Source organism: Clostridium sp. Marseille-Q2269, from assembly GCF_943736985.1.
GTDB lineage: Bacteria > Bacillota > Clostridia > Clostridiales > Clostridiaceae > Clostridium_F.
Genome location: NZ_CALSFS010000001.1, coordinates 770,535 through 792,129, shown reverse-complemented (window position 1 = coordinate 792,129; position 21,595 = coordinate 770,535). Strand labels below are relative to the sequence as shown.

Below are 21,595 nucleotides of genomic sequence, written 5' to 3'. Positions count from 1 at the left end.
TATGAAAAATTACACTATATTTGCAGGAGTTAATGGAGCAGGAAAAACTTCTATATATAAATCTATTTATTATAATGAAAATATAAATGAGAAAAGAATAAATACTGATGAAATGGTTGCAAGAATAGGTTCTTGGCAAGATAATAATATTCAAATTAAATGTGCAAGAGAAGCTGTAAAATTAATAAAAAAATATATACTTGAAGGTATATCATTTAATCAAGAAACTACTTTATCAGGGAAGAGTATAATTAGTAATATAAAGCTGTCAAAGGAAAAAGGATTTTATGTTACTATGAATTATATAGGGGTTGAAAATGTTGATATTGCTAAAGAGAGAGTTGCAATACGAGTGAGCAAGGGTGGTCATGGAATACCAGATGAGGCTATAGAAAGAAGATATGGTGATTCATTAGCAAATTTGAATAAAGTAATCAGTATGTGTGATAAAATTAATATATATGATAATACGGAAATGTTCAAATTAGTAATGGTTGTTAATAATGGAGAAATAATTTGGAAAGATAGGAATAGGCCTAATTGGTTAAATATGGATTCGAATAATAAGTAGTAGAAGTTGAGTAAATTTTACTACTTATTTTTTGCTGAAAATTAATTAGGACTTGAAATTGAAATATTATTAATTATATTGTATATGAATCTAACCTTTTTTACTTACGATTCGGTGAACCATACCACAAGTAAATGAGGTTTTTAAGCAGTATAGTATCAATACCATATTAAGGTTTAAAGCGAGAACTAAATATTAAAAAGACAGTTGACTTTAAGTTACATATAATAGTAAACTGTCTATTATTTATTTGAACTGTATTTTTAAGAGACGATAAGTATGGACAAAAATATTGCATGTTATATTGAAAAGCAAGTTGAGAGAAGTATAAAAAATGCCTCTGTAGATTAGTGCAGTGGCATTTTTGAGTCTAAATTTATTAGTTAAATTAGTTGGCTATATAATCTAGAATTTACTATAGAATATTGCTAGTCTTCTTTTTTTGAGCATATATTTCATTGAAAAAGGTTGCCCCAAGTATCAGAATACCACCAATTATCTGTACAATCGTCATTTTTTCATGCAGAAATATGGATGCTAAAAGGATAGCGACTACCGGATCAATATAACTTAAAGCTGCTACGCTCTGAGAAGAAAGTTGTCGCATAGATGAAAAATATAATAGATAAACAACTCCAGTATGTATGACACCTACAATCAAAAGCAATACAATCGGTGTTACTGTCATTTTGTCAAGCTTAAATCCTTCACTCATAAGTACGTAGGCAAGCAGTGAAATAGCTGAAACCCCTAACTGTACAATAGAGCTTTCAATTCCTTTAATATCCTTCAAGCACTTATTTAAGAATATTACAGTTGAATAAAGAACAGCTGATCCAAGACCGTATAGAATACCTACAAAATCATTGGCACCGGTTTTTTTGCTTATCCCTGCAATACAAGCCAGTCCCACTAAGGCAGCAACAATACACAGTACCTTTAATACACTTAATGGCTCCTTCAAAATGAGTGGAGACAGAATCATTACAAGTACAGGAGCGAAGTAGTAACATATGGTCGCATTGGATATGGTTGTGTACTTATAAGCTTGAAAAAGAAGAATCCAGTTTACACTGAGTGCAATACCTGAAGCAATCAAAATCCATAGGTTTGCCTTTATATTCTTTCCACTTATCTTCTGACCTGATATTAAACTAAAAACAAAGACAAATGCACAGCCCAATATGCCTCTTACCAGTGCAATCTGTGCAGATGAGAACGGAATACTCCTAACGAACAAACCAATGCTTCCTACAATCAACATTGACAAAAGAAATTGAATCCTTGCTATCTTCATTATTATCCTCCTTTAAACTGCCTTTTGCTCGCAATAGCAATAGCAATTCGGTAAAATATATTTTACAACTATTCGTTTTATTGAACGTTAGTTATATTTTACGATTGTACTATATATTTGTCAATAGGAGGATTACTATGAACTTGAATTATATAATTTCAGCAAATTTAAAGAAGTTAAGAACACATCGCAATCTTAGTCTAGGTCAGTTATCCGAGTTATCCGGTGTTAGTAAGGTAATGCTCTCTCAGATAGAGAAAGGAGAATCCAACCCAACCATCAACACAATTTGGAAGATTGCCAACGGACTACAGGTCACATATACTAGTTACATTCATTGTATAAATGAATCCAGTTGGTATTTTATCTTGTAAAAGACTTGAGCGATGTGTATCATAAGCTAAATATTCCTTAACGGAAGAAGGAATGACATTAGTACCAATTCTTGAACTTATGAATAAAGGGTTAAATTACTTTTACATTTAGTCTAATAGTAATTGTAAATGAATCATCTATTTTTTAAGTATATAAATTACCATTATGCATTTCTATGATTTTAGTGCATGTTTTTAATCCTATTCCTGATCATAAGTAATACTATATTTACAAAATATGCTATAATTAGGGCGTGTCTGAAAACAATATATCAAGAGCTTATTTAGATAAAACAAAAATGGCAGAAATATAAACAAATGCAAGAAAAGAAGAAGAAAGCTTATCATGTCTAGTAGCAATTCTTCTAAAATGCTTCACTTTATTAAAAAAGCATTCAACTAGATGACGCTGCTTATATGTCCACCAATCACAAAGCCAAGGATTCTTTGAATTAGATTTTGGTGGAATAGTATATGAGGCTCCCTGTGACGTTATATATTCTCTAATTTCATTTGTGCCATATGCTTTATCAGCTAAAATATTACTACTTTGTATATCAATGTTTGAAAGGATATCTATGGCTTGTGTACTGTCATGTAAATTACCAGATGACAATTGGAAGTATACCGGATTGCCAAGGGCATCCACAACTGCATGAATTTTTGTCGTATGTCCTCCGTGGCTTAATCCAATATGTTGTTTCGTTTCGTTGTTTACAGCCCATTTTTAGCACCTGCACTATGTTGGTGGGCTTTAATGCATGTTGAATCGATACTTAAATTTTCATAATCTGCTTCTGAGGTTAGCTCTTTAAAAATTACTACTAAAGTACCGTCATCACGCCACTTACAAAAACGACTATATACTGTTTTCCATGACCCAAAGCGTTCAGGTAAATCACGCCATGCAGCACCGCTTCTTGCAATCCATAGTATGGCATTGAACATAATTCTATTATCTTTGGGTGGTCTTCCTGTTTTTGCAACAGGAAATAAGTTTTTTATTTGATTCCATTGTTCATCTGATATTTCGTAGCGTTTTTGTGTCATTGTTTTAACCTCATAGTTTTTTATATTATTATAGCTAAAATTTAAGTCTTTTGCACTAGTTAGTTTTCAGACACACCCTAGATAAAAATGAAATAGTTAAAGTAAGTAAATCATTAGTAGGGAAAGAAATTAAAACTATAGTTAATAAGCTAGAACAAAAAACTAAATTTCATTTGATGGATTGCTATAAAGCCTTTTATAAAGATTTAGAGGTTTTATTAAAAATGGAAAATATTAAATATGATAATAAAAGTATTATAGAAATTAAAAGGTATACCATAGAAAACTTAACAGCTAAAAAGATAAATTATGAAGATCAAATAGCTTTGTTATTTATAAAAGGAGCTGTAGGAGATATTTTAAAAACAGAAGAAGTAAAGTATTTAATTATTGATGAGGCTCAAGATTATTCACCATTACAGTATGAAATTTTTAATCAATTATTTGAAAAAGCAAATAAAACAATTCTTGGTGATATATCTCAATCTATTAACCCTTATATGAATGTTGAAAATTATAACAATGTTGTAAATATACTTAAAGCTGAAGATACTTCTATAATAAATTTAACTAAAAGTTATAGGTCAACAATGGAAATAACTAAATTTTCACGAAAAATATTAAGTAAAGAAATTCAGGATGAATACGTGCAAAGAAGTGGAGATTGGCCAAAATTAACTGGCCTTTTAGATGAAAAAGATATAAACAAAAGAATAGTTAAAGAGGTAAAACTTCATAAGGATAATGGACATAATTCCATAGCAATAATAACAAAAAATATTTATGAAGCAAAGAAAGTTTACAATTATTTAAAGGATAGCATTAATGTTAAAATCATTGTAAGTGAAGATGATGAGTATGTTAATGATATTATAGTTATTCCTGCATACCTTGCCAAGGGGTTAGAATTTGATGTGGTTATGATATATAATGCTAGTGATGTAAGGTATAGGGATGAAGAGGATAGGTTATTACTTTATACAGCTTGCACAAGAGCCCTTCATATTTTAAATATATTTTATTTAGGTAATGTATCACCATTATTAAAGTGAAATAAATAGGATAGACTGAAAAAGTCTATCTTATTTTTACAAAATATTTAAAGTAATATTAAAAAAATAATATATGTTTCTATTGCTAATATTATATAATAATGTTAAGCATGAGAAAGTATGAAATTGAAAATATATATAAAGGATTTGGAGGTAAATAAAATTATGATAGATTTATTAAAACAAAGAAGAAGTATAAGAAAATTTCAACAAAAGCCAATAGAAAAGGAAAAATTAGAAACTTTAAAAAAATCACTGCTTTTAGCCCCATCCTCTAGAAATTTAAAACCTTTAGAGTTTATATTCTTAGGTGATAAAGAAATTTTAAATGATATTTCAAAATGTAAACCTCATGGAGGAACCTTTATAAAGGATGCAGCTTTAGCAGTAGTTATATTAGGCGATGAAGATAAAAGTGATGTGTGGGTAGAGGATGCTTCTATAGCATCTATAATATTACAACTTGAAGCAGAATCTTTAGGCTTAGGATCTTGTTGGTCACAAATAAGAAATAGAAAATATGATGAAAATAAAATGGCAGAGGATTATATAAAAGAAAAATTAAATATAAAACAAAATTATAAGGTAGAATGCATAATAGCTATAGGGTATAAAGACGAAGTTAAGGAGCCTATAAGTGAAGAAAAATTAGATTATAGTAAAATTCATATTAATGAATTTAATTAGAAAATTAAAGTTAATATTTAAAAAGATAGATTAATAGTGGAATTGATTGGAGCTTAAAAATATGAAGATAATACTACAATTTGTAGTTTTTATGACTGTTATTATATGTGTTGAAAAGATAATTGAAAAATCTAAATTTCATGTTGTATTAATAGGTAAATTAAAAGAGTATAAACATTATAAGAAAATTGTATTCATAGCATTAATGATTATTGGCTTTATGATAGAAACAGCTAAACAATCATTAAATGTAAAGTTTGGTAAGCATAATACACCAAGTATTGTATTAGGAGCAATTATGTTTGGCATATACTTGAAATTATTACCTTATATTTTCTCAAAAAAACAAATGTCTTAGTATTTTACATTGCATATGTATGGAGTTAACAACAATAATTTTATATAAAATTGGTAAAAGCAAGTATTAGATTGCTGTAGACAGAACATATATAAAGGGGGTAAAAATATGAGTGAGAAAAAACAAATTAGAATAATAGAAGTAGTTCCACATAATCCTGAATGGAAAATAAAATATGAAAAAGAAGCAGCTAACATATGTAATATAATGAAGGAAGAAATAGTTAAAATTCATCATATTGGTAGCACATCTATAGAAGGGATTATAATAGATATATTAGTAGAAGTAGAACATATTAACAATATGGATAATTATAATGAAGATATGAAATCCTTAGGTTATATTGCAAAAGGGGAATATGGAATAAAAGGATGTAGATTTTTTATGAAAGGATTATATCATAGAACTTACCATGTTCACATATTTGAAAAAGGTGACTATGAAATAGAAAGACACATAAATTTTAGAGATTATATGATAGAACATAAAGAAGAAGCTAAAGAATATGAAGAGTTAAAAAAAGAATTAGCTTTAAAATTTAGATATGATATAGATTCATATTGTAATGGTAAGGATAGGTTTATTAAAAAAATAGATGAAAAAGCTAAGGTTTGGGCAAATGGAAGATAAATATTTTAATATATTTAATTATAGCAATGTAGCTAAATGAAAATAGGAATATTAAGTGCTATTTTGGTGAAAAGAAAAAAATTGTAGCATTAACAAAATATAATTTGGAGGATTTATGCTAGATTTATATGTAAATTGTGATGGAAAAAAATTAAGATGCGGATATACTACTGGTTCTTGTGCAGCTGCAGCAGCTAAAGTAGCCGCCATAGCTCTTTTTTATAATAAAGAATTAAAAGAAATAAGTATAGATACACCTAAGGGCATAGAGATAACTATTCCTATTGAAAAAATAGTAATAGATGATAATTTTGTAGAATGTGCAGTTATAAAGGATGGGGGAGATGATGTAGACATAACCCATGGAATAGAAATATGGGCAAGAGCAGAAAAAAGGCCTAGTGGATATACCTTAAAGGGTGGAAAGGGTGTTGGAGTAGTTTGTGGTGAAGGGTTATATGTAAAAAAAGGAGAGCCAGCTATAAACCCAGTGCCCCGTTCTATGATAGAAAAAGAGGTAAGATTAGTAACACCAAAGGATTTAGGTATAGAAATAACTATATTTGTTCCTAAAGGAGAAGAAATAGCTAAAAAAACTTTCAATCCAAGATTAAATATCTTAGGGGGAATATCCATATTAGGCACCACGGGAATAGTAATGCCTATGTCTGAAGATGCCCTAAAAGCATCCGTAGAACTAGAAATAAATCAAAAAACTTGCCATGGTGAAAAAGAATTGATACTTTTATTTGGTAACATGGGAGAAAAATTTGCCAAAGAACTTAATTTGAAAGAAAATAATATGATTATAATGTCCAACTATGTAGGGTTTGCCCTTAATTGTTGTATGGCAAAGAAATTAGATAAAGTAATTGTAGTAGGACATATAGGTAAAATATCTAAAATAGCATCAGGTTGTTTTAATACTCATAGTAGGATATGTGATACTAGATTGGAAACTTTAGCCTTAGAATTAGCACTTATGGGATATGATAGAGAATTAGTAACTAAAATATACAATGAAAAAACCACAGAAGGTGCAGTAAATTTACTAGGAGAAGGTTTTGAAAAACTCTATAAAAATTTAGGAGAGAAAATAATAAACAAAATACAGCAGTATACTTATGACACTATAAAAGCAGATATTGTAATGTATTCTATGGAGAAAGGAATTTTATACTCATCTATAGAATAAATGAAGACAATACAATTTTTACAGCTTAAGTCTATGTTACTTAATTTTTCATATAATATTAAATCAATTATAACTTTAGTTATGCAAAATAAAAATCTAAATTGGTAAAACTACCAAAAAATAAATATGGCATACTTTCTCTCACTGTGTTATATAAAAGTTACCATACAAATATAAACACAGGAGGTAAAAAGTATGCCAAGTACTAATATTGTATCCATTAATAATGAACTTTACAATTACTTAAATGATGTAAATTATGGAATGTCTAAGCCTCAATTTAATCATTTAACCAATATTGCCAATGGATTAATTAATTTACCTGGCACTAAAACTTTATCTGAAATTGCTAAAAATGTGTTGCATTCAAAAGACAAAAGTTGTATTTATAGATTTTTAAGCCATTCTAAATGGGACCATAGTCTTCTGAACAACAATAGAATTAGCTATTTAAACTTTTTCCTTGAGCATAATATTAAACCTAAATCCGTAGGGTTTTTGATTATAGATGATACTGTAAATCCCAAGAAATCAGCAAAGAAAATGCAAGGATTATCTTATAATTACTCTCATACAGAAGACAAAAATATTTGGTCACATTGTGTGGTTACTTCAAATTTTGTTGTAAATGATAAATCTATTCCTTTACAATATAAACCTTACTATAAAAAGGAATTTTGCAAAGATTTAAATAAAAATTTTAAATCTAAGATTGATATTGCAAAAAATTTTATAACTTCTTTTAAAACTCCATCTAATTGTGAAAAAATGTATTGTCTTATGGATTCATGGTATACAAATAATAATTTAATAGAAGCATCTTTAGCAAAGGGCTACCACCTAATAGGAGCAATTAAATCTAACAGAAAAATATCTCCATTAGGAATTTCAATGCAGTTATCAAAATTTGAAAAATTCCTTAGTCCTAACACCTTAGACCTTGTTACAGTTGAAGGTAAGGACTATAGAGTATATACCTATGAAGGTAATGTTTCTAAATTCCCTTATGCTAAAATACTTATTTGCTATGAAGTCACCCATGATGGATTCAAGAACCCAGTATATTTGCTGTCTACCGACATCTTATTAAATGCAGAAACTATAATTAAATATTATTCTCACAGATGGACTATAGAAACTTCATATAAATATTTAAAAAGCAATTTAGCTTTTGATAAATATAGAATGCGTAGCATTTTGTCTATAGAACGATATTTTCTTATAGTATTCTTAATCTATAATTTTTTAGAATTATTTAGAGTTAGTTCCAACCACGGAGATTTTAAGACTATAGGTGAAACTCAGAAATATCTAAACAGCCTGACGGCAAAAGCACTTGTGTGCTTTATATATGAAAAATCAAAACAGAATATTGAACTAAAAGATATTTTATGTGAGCTAAAAATCCCTTAGAGTTTTTAAAAATTCATCATATAAAATTGGGCAAGTGTTTTCATATTATATGGATAATATATCATAATAAGTATAATATAGTCTCAATAGGTAATTTAGCTTTTGAAATTGCCTAACTAAAGTTATAAATTAAATATTAATCTTTTAAATGAATATATACATTAAAATCTTAAAGAATAAATTTATATAAAACTATAAGTGCACAATATGCACAAGGAGGACCTTCATGAGTACTATACATAAAAATTCACAATTTAAAAAGATTTACATAGTGGGTTTGGGACCAGGACATAAAGATTATATGTTATCTGTTGCTATAGAAAAATTAGAAAATGTAGATATAATAATAGGATTTAAAAGAGCTATGGAAAGTTTAAATTTTATAAAAAATGATAAAATTATAGTGAACAAATTAAGTGAAATACTAAATTATATAAAAGAAAATACACATAGAAATATAGCTATAGTAGCCTCTGGGGATCCATGTTTTTATGGTATAAGCAATTATATTAAAAATAGTTATGAAGGTGAAATAGAAGTAATTCCTGGTATAAGCTCTTATCAATACATGATGGCAAAGATAAATGAAAGTTGGCAAAATAGCTTTTTAGGTAGTCTTCATGGCAGGGAAGAAGAATTTATAGAAAAAGTTAAAGCTTATGAAAAATCTATTTGGCTTACAGATAAAAATAATAGTCCAGATAAACTGTGCAAAAGATTAATGGAAAACAATATAAAAGCAGAAGTGGTAGTAGGAGAAAACTTATCATATGAAGAAGAAAGAATAATAAAGGGAAATCCTAAAGAATTAAAAAATATGAGCTTTTCAGATTTAACAGTAGTATATGTGAAAGTTAATTTTAAAATCAATGATAAGTAGCTGCTAGAATACTATTATGTAGTGAGGTGTTATTATGAAAGTAATTGATTTAACTCATACTATTTCAGAAGATATGCCAGTTTATCCAGGTACGGAAAAACCAAAATTAGAAATTATAAATTCTTATGAGAAAAGTGGTTTTAAAGAAACATTGATAACACTATCTTCTCATACAGGAACACATATGGATTCACCATCACATGTGTTTTTTGAAAAGATTAATTTGAATTCAATAGCTGTAGAACAATTTGTAGGAAAAGCATTAGTTATAGATTGCAGTGGTGTAAAAGAGGGACAAAAAATTACTATGGATTATGTTAATAGGGTAAAGGAAAAAGCCGATGAAGCGGAATTTATTTTATTTTACACTGGTTGGGATAAATTTTGGGGTACAGAAAAATATTTTGGAAATTACCCATATATAACGGAACAAGTGGCAGAATACTTAATTAATAGTAACAAAAAAGGGGTAGGATTAGATGTTATAGGTATAGATCCAATAGATGATGAAAATTTAACTATACACAAAAAACTTTTTTCAAAAGGAAATATATTTATTATAGAAAATCTTACTAATTTGGACATGGTGGGAAATGAATTATTTACATTATGTGCTGCTCCAATAAAGTATGAGAATTCTGATGGGGCTCCTGTTAGAGCAATAGCCATAATATAAAATTAGATTATAAATAAGTAATGGTGTAATTAGACTATAAATAACTGATATTATGTTTTTTATAATATATTTTCTTAGGATAAGATATGTTAATTTTAATTTTATAAATATAAGAATATGGAGTGTAGGTTCATGAAATATATAAAGGATGAAGAATTTATAAGAGGAAATTGTCCCATGACAAAAGAAGATATAAGAATTTTATCTATAGCAAAGATGAATTTAGATGAGAATTCAAAAGTTCTAGATGTGGGAGCGGGCACAGGGAGTATTAGTATACAAGCAGCTAATATATGTACAAAAGGACAAGTTATAGCTATAGAAAAAGATGAGGAAGCTTTAGATATTATAAAAAAAAATAAAGAGAAATTTAACTGTAAAAATTTAAAAATAATAGAAGGGAAAGCTTTACAAGTTGAAAAAAACATAAATGAAAGATTTAATAGTATATTCATAGGTGGCAGTGGAGGAAACCTAGAGGAGATAATAGAGAAATATGCACAGAAACTTTTAAATAAAGGCATAATGGTTTTAAACTTTATAACCATTAATAATTTATATATAGCGCTAGACACTTTAAAAAAATTAAATTATAAAACAGAATGTATACAAGTTTCTATAAGCAAATCTAAAGGAAAATCAAACATGCTCATGGCAAATAACCCCATATTTATAATAACAGCTGAAAAATGAAAGGATTCTAAATAATGAAATACACTAGAAAAATACCATCTACAGATAAATCACTGAGCAAGAAGCTAATATCAGAGGGATGGACAAAACTAAAAGAACCATCTAATCTAATTATGGCAACTTTATTTTCAATACCCTTTATGCTTATAAATGGTGCTATTTCTATAGCTATTCTACTTTATTTATATACACCCCTTAAACAGTTTTTTAATAATGGACAAGGTTTTAAAATTTCTCTTAAAATAAATCTATTTACACTAATATATGTTGTTATAATTTTTATGTTTATGATGATACATGAATTTATTCATGCTCTTTTTATACCTAATGTATTAAAATCAGATAAAACTTATTGGGGTATTAATGGGTTCTATGGATTTGTTTATACTACTGAAAAAATTAGAAAAGGAAGATTTATAATTATTTCTATTATGCCATTTGTTTTATTGTCAGTAATATTACCATTTATTTTAAATGTTTTTGGATGGCTAAATGATTTTACTACTTTATTATGTTTAATAAATTCAATGGGCTCCTGTGTGGATTGTTTAAATATATTTATGGTAGCAATGCAAGTCCCTAAAGGCTCATATGTTATAAATAATGGGCTTGAAACATATTTTAAGTAATTTTGAAATAGGAAAATTAAGTTAATATAATTTTTTAAGATGTAAAATTAGTGAAAATGAAGCAATCATTGCATCTGATATATATTACATTGTTTTACATATTATTACAGTTATTGTGTTTACTTGCATGAATGTATACTTTGTGGCAACAAAGAAAAGAAGGTAAGGATGACAAAATCAACATTCTTTTGTTTATGTTAAATTAAAGGGGAATATTTATATGGTCAATTGGATTGTAGTTATTTTATTTATAGGGATTATTTTTGATAATTTTAGGATTTTAAATCAATTAGTAATAAAAACAGAGAAGAAGTTTATGGAAATAATATTTTTGATAATAGGCATCATAGTTTTCTTTTATATTACTTATGTGTATGGGAAAACACAGATACATTATTTGGTAGGAATATTAGGTACAATTGTATATATAGTAGCTTATTTAAAAGATGGTATAACTTTAAAAGGCTTTGTATCTACATATCGGTTAGCACAATTAGTTCCTTGGAATAAGATACAGGAAGTTCATATAAATAAAGGGAAAAATATAAAAGTTTCATATTCAGGAAATGGAATTTGTAATACAATTTATTTTAAAAACTTTAGTTAGGCAATTTCAAAAGCTAAATTACCTATTGAGACTATATTATACTTATTATGATATATTATCCATATAATATGAAAACACTTGCCCAATTTTATATGATGAATTTTTAAAAACTCTAAGGGATTTTTAGCTCACATAAAATATCTTTTAGTTCAATATTCTGTTTTGATTTTTCATATATAAAGCACACAAGTGCTTTTGCCGTCAGGCTGTTTAGATGTTTCTGAGTTTCACCTATAGTCTTAAAATCTCCGTGGTTGGAACTAACTCTAAATAATTCTAAAAAATTATAGATTAAGAATACTATAAGAAAATATCGTTCTATAGACAAAATGCTACGCATTCTATATTTATCAAAAGCTAAATTGCTTTTTAAATATTTATATGAAGTTTCTATAGTCCATCTGTGAGAATAATATTTAATTATAGTTTCTGCATTTAATAAGATGTCGGTAGACAGCAAATATACTGGGTTCTTGAATCCATCATGGGTGACTTCATAGCAAATAAGTATTTTAGCATAAGGGAATTTAGAAACATTACCTTCATAGGTATATACTCTATAGTCCTTACCTTCAACTGTAACAAGGTCTAAGGTGTTAGGACTAAGGAATTTTTCAAATTTTGATAACTGCATTGAAATTCCTAATGGAGATATTTTTCTGTTAGATTTAATTGCTCCTATTAGGTGGTAGCCCTTTGCTAAAGATGCTTCTATTAAATTATTATTTGTATACCATGAATCCATAAGACAATACATTTTTTCACAATTAGATGGAGTTTTAAAAGAAGTTATAAAATTTTTTGCAATATCAATCTTAGATTTAAAATTTTTATTTAAATCTTTGCAAAATTCCTTTTTATAGTAAGGTTTATATTGTAAAGGAATAGATTTATCATTTACAACAAAATTTGAAGTAACCACACAATGTGACCAAATATTTTTGTCTTCTGTATGAGAGTAATTATAAGATAATCCTTGCATTTTCTTTGCTGATTTCTTGGGATTTACAGTATCATCTATAATCAAAAACCCTACGGATTTAGGTTTAATATTATGCTCAAGGAAAAAGATTAAATAGCTAATTCTATTGTTGTTCAGAAGACTATGGTCCCATTTAGAATGGCTTAAAAATCTATAAATACAACTTTTGTCTTTTGAATGCAACACATTTTTAGCAATTTCAGATAAAGTTTTAGTGCCAGGTAAATTAATTAATCCATTGGCAATATTGGTTAAATGATTAAATTGAGGCTTAGACATTCCATAATTTACATCATTTAAGTAATTGTAAAGTTCATTATTAATGGATACAATATTAGTACTTGGCATACTTTTTACCTCCTGTGTTTATATTTGTATGGTAACTTTTATATAACACAGTGAGAGAAAGTATGCCATATTTATTTTTTGGTAGTTTTACCAATTTAGATTTTTATTTTGCATAACTAAAGTTAAAAATAAAGATTATAATAAAATAATAGAAATTTTAAATGAAAATTTAGGTAGTAATTTAATCAATATTGACCTATGATAAAAAGAATTAATATTATTAGTAGTTTTGTATTAATTATTAAAAATTTAAGGAGAGTTAATAATGAAATTAAAACCTTGGATAATGTGGACAATTGCTTCCATATGCTTTGCTTTGGTATCAGTAATGTATTTTATTGAAAAAAATATTATTTAGCAATTGTTTATGGGATTATAGCTGTATCATATATTATGATTACTATAAGTAATTATAAAAATCCTAATGAGTCTAATAAAAACACATTATCAGATATTGAATTAAAAGCGTTAGATAATGAACTTATAGATCTCATTAAAAAGGGTAAACATGTTAAAGCCATTAAAAAATATAGACTAGCTACTGGAGCTGGATTAGTTAAAGCAAAAGAACATATTGATTTTTTAAGTAAAGTAGAACTATAATAGATAAAATCTTTTATTAAAAATAAACATACTATTTTCTCAAATAAAATGTATAATATGATAATCTATGATTGTTGAAAAAAGTACAATATATACTATAATGAATTTTAGTAACGAATTGTTTAACATTTGAAAGACAAGGTTGGTGTAATACATGAAAAGCAAAAATTCTCGCAAAAATATTGGTAATATACTGGGTATTGTTTCTTTACTAATATCTATGGTTGTAGTGTTACTAATGTTAAATTATTTTCTTAAAATAGTGCTATATAAAAGCTTAAATAGTACACTTTTGTTAACAACATTTTGTATAATTCCCATAGGTTTTAGCATTGGATTTACATCAATAAAAGTATCATATAATAAATTTGGGAAATGGGGAACTATTATTAATGCTATATTATTTCTACCACTATTTATATACTTTTTAATTTTCATTTTCACATTATTGTTTAGATTCCTAGTGAAATATTAATGTGTAATAACCAAAATTTTAATAAAAATAAATTTATTTAAAATTAAGTGATATAAAAAGTTTTTATATTTATAAAGGAGATAATCTAATATGGACATAAATATAAGACAATAGAGTGAAATCTATAATAAGTGTTATTAAAAGTTTAATACATACTTTTTTATGGATGATAAATACTTAAAATTAATTCATATGAAGAAATATAAATCACTGATATTAAGGAGTTAATAAATGAAAGATATACATAATAATATAGAATTTGAAAATAGCGCTTCAGATAAAAAATACGGAACCTTATATGGAATTGGGGTAGGACCAGGCAATGAAGAACTTTTAACTATAAAGTCTGTAAGAATTTTAGAAAGTTGTGATGCTGTTATAGCACCAACGGCAAAAGAAGGAGGAGAAAGTATTGCTTTAAATACAGCTAAAAACTTTATAAATTCTAATGCAGAAATATATCTAAAATATTTTCCAATGAAAAAGGAAAAGGAAGCAGAGATATATGAAAACTATAGATTTATGGAAAAACTATTATCAGAAGGTAAAAATGTAGCTTTTCTAACCATAGGAGACCCATTTGTATATAGTACTTATATATATTTATTAGAATATATGAAAAGTCATAATTTAAATATAGAAACAGTACCAGGAATAACATCCTTTTGTGCAGCAGCAAGTTTAGCAGGAGAAACATTAGTTATAGGTGATGAACCACTTTTAATATTGCCAGGAAATAGATTGGATACTATAAAAGATGAAAAGTATTTAGTAATAATGAAATATTATAAAAATGCAGAAGAAGTTTTAAACAAATTAGATGAAAAAGGTTTTAAATATGTATGTGTAAAAAGAGCATATAGAGATGGACAAGAAATATTAAAAACAAGAGAAGAGATCTTAAATTCTAAAGACTATATGTCCCTTATAATAGCTAACAAGGAATAGAATGCATTTATAGATTCTGTAGGTTTATATTTGTTTGTAGACTATAGGGAGTATTAGAGCGGTTATTAATAGTATAAAATTATTGAGAAAATAATAGAAAAATTAATGTTAATATTATAAGAGTTACTTTATTTTGAAGAAGATTGGAGATTTAAAATGGAAAGTAAAGTTTATTTTGTAGGAGCTGGTCCTGGAGATCCAGATTTAATAACTATAAAGGGAAGAAATATTTTAACTAAAGCAGATGTAGTCATATATGCAGGTTCATTGGTAAGTAAAGAACATTTAAATTATTGTAAAGAAGGAGTAGAAATTTATAATTCAGCATCTATGACACTAGATGAAGTAATAGAAGTTATAAAAAATGCTCATAAAAATCACCAGTGTATAGTAAGACTTCATACAGGAGATCCATCCATATATGGGGCTATAAAAGAACAAATGGATGAACTAGATAAATTGAATATATGCTATGAAGTTATACCTGGAGTAAGCTCCTTTACTGCAGCGGCGGCATCTATAAAAAAAGAATTTACACTACCTGGAGTTAGCCAAACCCTAATACTTACAAGAGTGGAAGGAAGAACACCTGTACCAGAAAAAGAGGACTTAAAGATATTAGCAAGTAGAGGGGCATCCATGGCACTATTTTTATCTGTAGGCATGATAGATAAAGTAGTAGAAAAGTTAAGAAAAGGATACGGAAGAAACGTACCAATAGCAGTTATTCAAAGAGCAACTTGGGATGATGAAAAGATGGTTATAGGAACTTTAGATGATATATCAGAGAAAGTTAAAAAAGGAAACATAACAAAAACAGCTCAAATATTAGTGGGAGATTTTATAGATTGTAAATACGATAAAAGTTTACTATACGATAAGAAATTTACCCATGAATTTAGAAAAGGAATAAAAGAGTAGCAGCTTTAATTAGCACAACAGATTAATATATGCAACATTGGTGGTGAGAAATATTATAGTTTATAGCAAGGAATGGAAAAATCATAGATTATATAAACAACAAGAAAAAAATAAAATAGCCATAATTAATGTAACTAAAATGGGTAATTATATAGCTTATAACGTTAAGAATAATATGGATGTGGATATATATTCTAAATATATTAAAAAAATTTTACCATTAACTAATGATTTTAAATATAAGGGAATATATTTATTGAAAAAATATACTAATTTACCACATGAAAAAAATTACTTGAATCATAAAAATTCAAAGTTAGTTTATAACAATAGTTATTTAAATCACAGAAATTTAAATTTACTACATAAAAAAATGTATTTTAAAGATGAAAAATTTAATTTAAAAGAAATAGTAGAAAAAGCCTTTGCAAACTATGAAGCTATAATATTTATAAGTTCTACAGGTATAGCAGTAAGAGCCATTGCACCTTTCATAAAAAGTAAAGACAAAGATCCTGCAGTTATAGTAATAGATAGCACAGGTAAATATGTTATAAGTCTTCTAAGTGGACATTTAGGTGGAGCTAACGAATTAACAGAAAACATAGCTAAAATATTAGAAGCAGAACCTGTAATAACTACAGCTACAGATAATTTAAATATAAAGGCACCAGATATTATAGCAAAAGAAAATGATTTAGTAATAGAGGATTTAAAGAAAGCAAAGGATATATCTGCTTTACTTGTAAATGGAGAGAAAGTAGCCTTTGTAGATGAAGAAAATTTAGTCGGTTTTCCTAAAGGTTATATTCATAATATAGAAGATGCTAAAGGAGTAGTTTTAGTAACAAGCAAAGATAATGTAGAGAAATATTTAATAAATAAAGCTAGAGCATTATATTTAAATAAATTTAATGGAGATAACAGTGAAGAAAAAAATATAAAGGATTATAAAAAAACAAAATTACGACTTAAACATTGGAAAATGGAAGATAACAATAAGTATTTACTACAAAATCAAAGTTTAAATTTAAATTTAAAATCAACTTTAAAATTAGTAAGAAAAAACATAGTTTTGGGCATTGGTTGCAAAAAAAATTATGATGAAAATGAAATGAGAGAAAATGTAATAAGGACTTTAAAAGAAGAAAATATAGATTTAAATAGTGTAAACTCCATTGTTTCCGTGGAAATAAAGAAAGATGAAAAAGCATTAATAGAACTTTCAAAATTTCTAAATTGTCCTCTTATAATTTATAATATAGAAGAACTAAAAAAAGTTGAACATAAATTTAAAGGTAGTGATTTTGTAAGAAAAACTATAGGTGTAGGATCAGTGTGTGAGCCATGTATAGAATTAAAAGGTGGAAAAATAATTAAAGAAAAACAAAAATTAAATGGCATGACTTTGGCTATAGGGAAACTATAATTTTAGAACTTATTTGATGGTTAAAATTTTAGACATTATAAAAATTAGATTATTTAAAAAGGTTAAAATAGCAAAGATATGATTTTATATTTTTAGTTAGTTAATTTCTAAAAATATTTCTATGTTTACAAGTATATGTGAAAAGTATAAAAAGAAAAGAGGTGAAAATTTAGTGAGGTTTAGTAATTATAAAGCATATTTTCATTAAAGATCATTAATGAAAGCTTAATATAAATCTTACTAAATAAAGCATGGGAAAACTTTATGTAGTTGGCATAGGGCCAGGAAGCTTAGAACATATAACAGTAAAAGCTAAAAAGGTATTAGAAGAAAGTGATGTAATAGTAGGTTATTCAAAATATATAGATTATGTAAAGCTTCTTATAGAAGGAAAAGAAGTACATACTACAGGAATGAAAAAAGAAGAAGAAAGGTGCCAAAGAGCATTACAATTAAGTAAAGATAAAATTGTTTCAGTAATAAGTACAGGTGATGCAGGCATATATGGCATGGCAGGTCTTATATTAGAAATGAACAAGAATAAAGATTTACAAATTGAAATAGTTCCAGGTGTAACAGCCTCTACTTCTGCAGCTTCCATAATAGGAGCACCTCTTATGCATGATAATTGTAATATAAGTTTAAGTGACTTAATGACACCTTATGAACTTATAAAAAAGAGAGTTAAATTGGCAGCAGAAGGGGATTTTGTTATATCTTTATATAATCCTAAGAGTAAGGGAAGACCTCATTATTTAAGAGAATGTATAGAAATAGTGAGGGAATATAGGAGTAAAGATACACCTATTGCAGTGGTAAAAAATGCACTAAGGAATGGTGAAGAAATACATATTTATACTTTGGAAAATTTCACAGATGAGTTTGCAGATATGCTATCTACAATAATAATAGGTAACAGTAGTAGTTTTATTAAAGAGGGAAAATTTATAACTAGAAGAGGTTACAAAGTAAATAAAGATTAAAAAATGTTATATAGGATTTTGAGTAAGGTTAACAAAAAATAATTAAATATAAATTAATAGTGGTAAAGCACTACTATGGGGAAGTTAAAATTAAAGTTATAAATCCTATATATGAAAATTAAAACTAATAATATGTGAAATGCAGGAGAAATTAAATGATAGCTTTAATATTAGGAACTTCAGAGGGAAGAGAAATACTTTCCATGTTAAATGAGTTTACAGATGATATATTAATATCCACAGCCACTGCCTATGGTGGAGAAATTTTAAAAGGATATAAGTATAAAAAAATAAATACCAAACCTTTAGATAAAGAAGAACTTTCATCCATGCTAAAAGAAAATCAAATTAATGTATTAATCGATGCCTCCCATCCCTACGCTTTGGAAGTAACTAAAAATGCTAGAGATGTATCAAAGAAACTCAGCATAGAATATGTAAGATATGAAAGACCATCCTCAGCAGAAGAGTTTAAAAAAAATGATAAGGTAATATTTTTAGATGATTACAAAGATTTAAATGAGGCCGTGCAAAATGTAAAAGGAAATATATTAAATACGTCTGGTAGCAGAAACATAGGAAAAATTTTAGATTTAAAATTAGAAAATAGAATAATACATAGAGTACTGCCATCTGTAAAAGTTTTAGATGAATGTTTTAAATTAGGGGTTAAGGTAGAGGATATTATGGCTATAAAAGGGCCAATAAGCAAAGAACTAAATAAAGCATTTATAAAAGATTATGATGCAAAAGCATTAATATTAAAAGATAGCGGACCTCAGGGAGGCACAAAGGAAAAAATATTGGCTTGCATAGAATGTGATATATACGCTTTGGTAATAATGAGAAAGAGGATAGATTACAAAAGAGAATTTAATAATACAAAAGACTTAGTGAAATATATAAAATTAACTGTGATTTAGAATTCTAAATAATTATTAAATGTGAACAGTTTATATTTAATAGTTAATTTTCAATGGAGAATTATAAATTATATACTAAGTCCTAGTATAGGTTTAAAATAAATATTACAAGAATTTAATATAATAAAAACACAGGAAGGTGATAAAATGAAGTGTCCATATTGTACTAATGAAATGGCTAAAGGTGAAATTGAAGGTAGTGGCATTGCACCTTTAAGGTGGGTACAAAATTCAGGACATAATGGAATATTGCATAAGATGGAAGTTAATTTAGATAGAGATAATATAATTGCAGAAGGTCATAATAGTAAATTGAAGAAAACTACTATACAATGTTATAAATGTAAAGTATGCAATAAAATTATTATAGATCTTAAATAAAATAATATAAAAGCAATGACTTATTTATGCTTTATAATTAAATAAGAGCATATAAAAAATAGTTATAATACTAAAAACTTAATATTGGAGGAAACAGATAGGATGAAAACTAAAAGATTAGTTGTTATAGGGCTACTTATAGCTTTAAGTTTCATAGGAGCAAATATAAAAATACTGGAAAGTATAGCATTTGATTCTATGCCAGCATTTTTAGGAACATTAATATTAGGCCCTATTATAGGAGCTATTATAGGGGCAGTAGCTCACTTTTTAAGTGCCTTAACTAGTGGATTCCCATTAAGCTTACCAGTACATATGATAGTTATGGTAGATATGGCAGTAACAATGATATTATTTGGAATAGTTTATAATAAATTTAAAAATAAAAATAATATTTTAGCAGCTATAGCTGCAGTAATAGTAGCAGTTATTATAAATGGACCAGTATCTGTGTTTGCTATAATTCCTATAGCAGGTAAAGGGGTGATAGTTTTATTACCAATCCTTTCTTTAGCAGCTTTAGCAAATGTAATAATAGCTATTATAATATATAGATTTATTCCAGAAAGTATTTTCAGTAAAATATAATACATAGTGAGTGATTATTAGAAAATATGAAAGTTTAATAATAGTACAAAAAGTTAGGAGAAAATATATGGGTAAAAACAAAAGAGCTATACTAGTGGTGAGTTTTGGTACTAGTTATGAAGAAACATTAAAGGATTGTATAGAAAGTACAGAGAATTTTATAAAAGAAAGCTTTGAAGGTTATGATATAAAAAGGGCATTTACTTCCTATATGATAATAAATAAAATTTATGAAAGAGATAATATAAAAATAAATAATCCTATGGAAGCGTTAGAGGAACTTAAAAAGCAAGGTTATGAGGAGGTAATAGTTCAGCCTCTTCATATAATGTTTGGAGAAGAATATGAGAAAATAGAGAAGGCTGTTGAAAAATTTAAAGACGAATTTAAGGTAATAAAATTAGGAAAACCTTTATTATTTAAAAATGAAGACTATAAGATAGCAACAGAAGCTTTAAAAACTCAATTACCTAAGTTGAATGATAAAGAAGCTGTAATACTTATGGGACATGGAACAGGACATCCAGCTAATGCTGCTTATTTTCAATTTGATTATTATTTAAGAGAACATATAAATTGTAATATGTATCTTTGTAGTGTAGAAAGTGATCCTTCTATACAATCTGTAATACCAAAGTTAAAAGAAAATAAAGTAAAAGATGTATTATTAATGCCGTTTATGTTAGTTGCAGGGGATCATGCTAATAATGATATGGCAGGAGAAGATGAAAATTCATGGAAAAGTATCTTAAAAAGAGAAGGATTTAATGTAAAATTATATTTAAAAGGATTAGGTTCCAATAAAGAATTCCAAAAAATATATAGAGATCATATAAAAGAAGAAATAGATCAATAAAAAGTATAATTATATATTTATAATCATTGGATAAATTGTTATAACA

At 26.9% G+C, this 21,595-nt stretch carries 26 protein-coding genes and 2 pseudogenes; 25 read left to right on the top strand and 3 right to left on the bottom strand.

Going from position 1 to position 21,595, the window contains the following annotated elements:
* Position 1: 1 nt before the first annotated feature.
* Complete coding sequence (locus NGI68_RS03545; protein WP_251860101.1) at positions 2 to 571, top strand: ATPase; 570 nt, start codon at positions 2 to 4, stop codon at positions 569 to 571.
* A gap of 415 nt (positions 572 to 986) precedes the next feature.
* Here the strand turns inward: NGI68_RS03545 and NGI68_RS03540 are convergent, their stop codons facing one another.
* Positions 987 to 1,868 carry a DMT family transporter gene (locus NGI68_RS03540; protein WP_251860100.1) on the bottom strand — a complete coding sequence of 294 codons (882 nt, stop codon included), beginning with the start codon at positions 1,866 to 1,868 and terminating at the stop codon, positions 987 to 989.
* A gap of 137 nt (positions 1,869 to 2,005) precedes the next feature.
* Between NGI68_RS03540 and NGI68_RS03535 the strand changes: the two are divergent.
* Positions 2,006 to 2,203, top strand: a pseudogene (locus NGI68_RS03535) (helix-turn-helix domain-containing protein); the annotation flags it as partial.
* 319 nt (positions 2,204 to 2,522) lie between these two features.
* On the opposite strand, the gene NGI68_RS03530 reads toward NGI68_RS03535, so the two are convergent.
* Positions 2,523 to 3,292, bottom strand: a protein-coding gene (locus NGI68_RS03530; RefSeq protein ID WP_251860099.1) for an IS5 family transposase whose coding sequence is annotated in 2 segments (ribosomal slippage) — positions 2,523 to 2,965 and positions 2,965 to 3,292 — 771 coding nt in all. Because the reading frame shifts where the segments join, the coding sequence is not laid out codon by codon here.
* An 89-nt stretch (positions 3,293 to 3,381) separates the two neighbouring features.
* On the opposite strand from NGI68_RS03530, the pseudogene NGI68_RS17035 reads away from it, so the two are divergent.
* The 12 genes and pseudogenes from NGI68_RS17035 to NGI68_RS03475 form a co-directional block, all read left to right on the top strand.
* Positions 3,382 to 3,774 (top strand): annotated as a pseudogene (locus tag NGI68_RS17035) (UvrD-helicase domain-containing protein); the annotation flags it as partial.
* 18 nt (positions 3,775 to 3,792) lie between these two features.
* A complete protein-coding gene (locus NGI68_RS17030; RefSeq protein WP_353505350.1) occupies positions 3,793 to 4,344 on the top strand; it encodes an ATP-binding domain-containing protein in 552 nt (183 codons plus the stop codon).
* A 165-nt stretch (positions 4,345 to 4,509) separates the two neighbouring features.
* Positions 4,510 to 5,031 carry a nitroreductase family protein gene (locus tag NGI68_RS03520; protein WP_251860098.1) on the top strand — a complete coding sequence of 174 codons (522 nt, stop codon included), beginning with the start codon at positions 4,510 to 4,512 and terminating at the stop codon, positions 5,029 to 5,031.
* A gap of 61 nt (positions 5,032 to 5,092) precedes the next feature.
* On the top strand, positions 5,093 to 5,389 hold the full coding sequence (locus NGI68_RS03515; RefSeq protein WP_251860097.1) for a hypothetical protein: 297 nt from the start codon (positions 5,093 to 5,095) through the stop codon (positions 5,387 to 5,389).
* Positions 5,390 to 5,497: 108 nt separating this feature from the next.
* On the top strand, positions 5,498 to 6,019 hold the full coding sequence (locus NGI68_RS03510; protein ID WP_251860096.1) for a GrpB family protein: 522 nt from the start codon (positions 5,498 to 5,500) through the stop codon (positions 6,017 to 6,019).
* Between the two features lie 115 nt (positions 6,020 to 6,134).
* Positions 6,135 to 7,214, top strand: a complete 1,080-nt coding sequence (cbiD, locus tag NGI68_RS03505) for a cobalt-precorrin-5B (C(1))-methyltransferase CbiD (protein WP_251860095.1) — start codon at positions 6,135 to 6,137, stop codon at positions 7,212 to 7,214.
* Positions 7,215 to 7,409: 195 nt separating this feature from the next.
* Positions 7,410 to 8,627 (top strand): IS701 family transposase, encoded by a 1,218-nt coding sequence (locus NGI68_RS03500; RefSeq protein WP_251859887.1) that lies wholly within the window; start codon positions 7,410 to 7,412, stop codon positions 8,625 to 8,627.
* Positions 8,628 to 8,853: 226 nt separating this feature from the next.
* Entirely contained in the window at positions 8,854 to 9,507 is a 654-nt protein-coding gene (gene cbiE, locus NGI68_RS03495) for a precorrin-6y C5,15-methyltransferase (decarboxylating) subunit CbiE (protein ID WP_251860094.1), read from the top strand.
* Positions 9,508 to 9,541: 34 nt separating this feature from the next.
* Entirely contained in the window at positions 9,542 to 10,183 is a 642-nt protein-coding gene (locus NGI68_RS03490) for a cyclase family protein (RefSeq protein WP_251860093.1), read from the top strand.
* Between the two features lie 132 nt (positions 10,184 to 10,315).
* Positions 10,316 to 10,876 carry a precorrin-6Y C5,15-methyltransferase (decarboxylating) subunit CbiT gene (gene cbiT / locus NGI68_RS03485; RefSeq protein WP_251860092.1) on the top strand — a complete coding sequence of 187 codons (561 nt, stop codon included), beginning with the start codon at positions 10,316 to 10,318 and terminating at the stop codon, positions 10,874 to 10,876.
* Between the two features lie 14 nt (positions 10,877 to 10,890).
* Positions 10,891 to 11,505, top strand: a complete 615-nt coding sequence (locus NGI68_RS03480; RefSeq protein WP_251860091.1) for a DUF3267 domain-containing protein — start codon at positions 10,891 to 10,893, stop codon at positions 11,503 to 11,505.
* A 220-nt stretch (positions 11,506 to 11,725) separates the two neighbouring features.
* Complete coding sequence (locus NGI68_RS03475) at positions 11,726 to 12,112, top strand: hypothetical protein (RefSeq protein WP_251860090.1); 387 nt, start codon at positions 11,726 to 11,728, stop codon at positions 12,110 to 12,112.
* A gap of 112 nt (positions 12,113 to 12,224) precedes the next feature.
* Here the strand turns inward: NGI68_RS03475 and NGI68_RS03470 are convergent, their stop codons facing one another.
* Entirely contained in the window at positions 12,225 to 13,442 is a 1,218-nt protein-coding gene (locus NGI68_RS03470; protein ID WP_251860089.1) for an IS701 family transposase, read from the bottom strand.
* Positions 13,443 to 13,707: 265 nt separating this feature from the next.
* On the opposite strand from NGI68_RS03470, the gene NGI68_RS17215 reads away from it, so the two are divergent.
* The 11 genes from NGI68_RS17215 (at position 13,708) to NGI68_RS03420 (ending at position 21,549) form a co-directional block, all read left to right on the top strand.
* Entirely contained in the window at positions 13,708 to 13,800 is a 93-nt protein-coding gene (locus NGI68_RS17215) for a DUF8582 domain-containing membrane protein (protein WP_502799371.1), read from the top strand.
* Positions 13,801 to 13,835: 35 nt separating this feature from the next.
* The gene (locus NGI68_RS03465; RefSeq protein ID WP_251860088.1) at positions 13,836 to 14,045 is read left to right on the top strand and encodes a hypothetical protein; all 210 of its coding nucleotides are present in this window, start codon (positions 13,836 to 13,838) and stop codon (positions 14,043 to 14,045) included.
* 154 nt (positions 14,046 to 14,199) lie between these two features.
* A complete protein-coding gene (locus NGI68_RS17210; protein WP_502799370.1) occupies positions 14,200 to 14,520 on the top strand; it encodes a YnaG family membrane protein in 321 nt (106 codons plus the stop codon).
* A 231-nt stretch (positions 14,521 to 14,751) separates the two neighbouring features.
* Positions 14,752 to 15,468 (top strand): cobalt-factor II C(20)-methyltransferase, encoded by a 717-nt coding sequence (locus NGI68_RS03455; RefSeq protein WP_251860086.1) that lies wholly within the window; start codon positions 14,752 to 14,754, stop codon positions 15,466 to 15,468.
* A gap of 156 nt (positions 15,469 to 15,624) precedes the next feature.
* On the top strand, positions 15,625 to 16,389 hold the full coding sequence (gene cobM, locus NGI68_RS03450; RefSeq protein WP_251860085.1) for a precorrin-4 C(11)-methyltransferase: 765 nt from the start codon (positions 15,625 to 15,627) through the stop codon (positions 16,387 to 16,389).
* Positions 16,390 to 16,528: 139 nt separating this feature from the next.
* Positions 16,529 to 17,818: a cobalt-precorrin 5A hydrolase gene (locus NGI68_RS03445; protein ID WP_251860193.1), complete on the top strand. Its 1,290-nt coding sequence runs from the start codon at positions 16,529 to 16,531 to the stop codon at positions 17,816 to 17,818.
* Between the two features lie 251 nt (positions 17,819 to 18,069).
* Positions 18,070 to 18,801, top strand: coding sequence for a precorrin-3B C(17)-methyltransferase (cobJ, locus tag NGI68_RS03440; protein WP_251860084.1), 732 nt, complete (start codon positions 18,070 to 18,072; stop codon positions 18,799 to 18,801).
* A gap of 155 nt (positions 18,802 to 18,956) precedes the next feature.
* Positions 18,957 to 19,724 carry a cobalt-precorrin-6A reductase gene (locus NGI68_RS03435; protein ID WP_251860083.1) on the top strand — a complete coding sequence of 256 codons (768 nt, stop codon included), beginning with the start codon at positions 18,957 to 18,959 and terminating at the stop codon, positions 19,722 to 19,724.
* Positions 19,725 to 19,871: 147 nt separating this feature from the next.
* Positions 19,872 to 20,105, top strand: a complete 234-nt coding sequence (locus tag NGI68_RS03430; RefSeq protein ID WP_251860082.1) for a PF20097 family protein — start codon at positions 19,872 to 19,874, stop codon at positions 20,103 to 20,105.
* Between the two features lie 102 nt (positions 20,106 to 20,207).
* Positions 20,208 to 20,693 carry an ECF transporter S component gene (locus tag NGI68_RS03425; protein WP_251860081.1) on the top strand — a complete coding sequence of 162 codons (486 nt, stop codon included), beginning with the start codon at positions 20,208 to 20,210 and terminating at the stop codon, positions 20,691 to 20,693.
* A gap of 67 nt (positions 20,694 to 20,760) precedes the next feature.
* Entirely contained in the window at positions 20,761 to 21,549 is a 789-nt protein-coding gene (locus NGI68_RS03420) for a sirohydrochlorin cobaltochelatase (RefSeq protein WP_251860080.1), read from the top strand.
* The last annotated feature ends 46 nt before the right edge of the window (positions 21,550 to 21,595 follow it).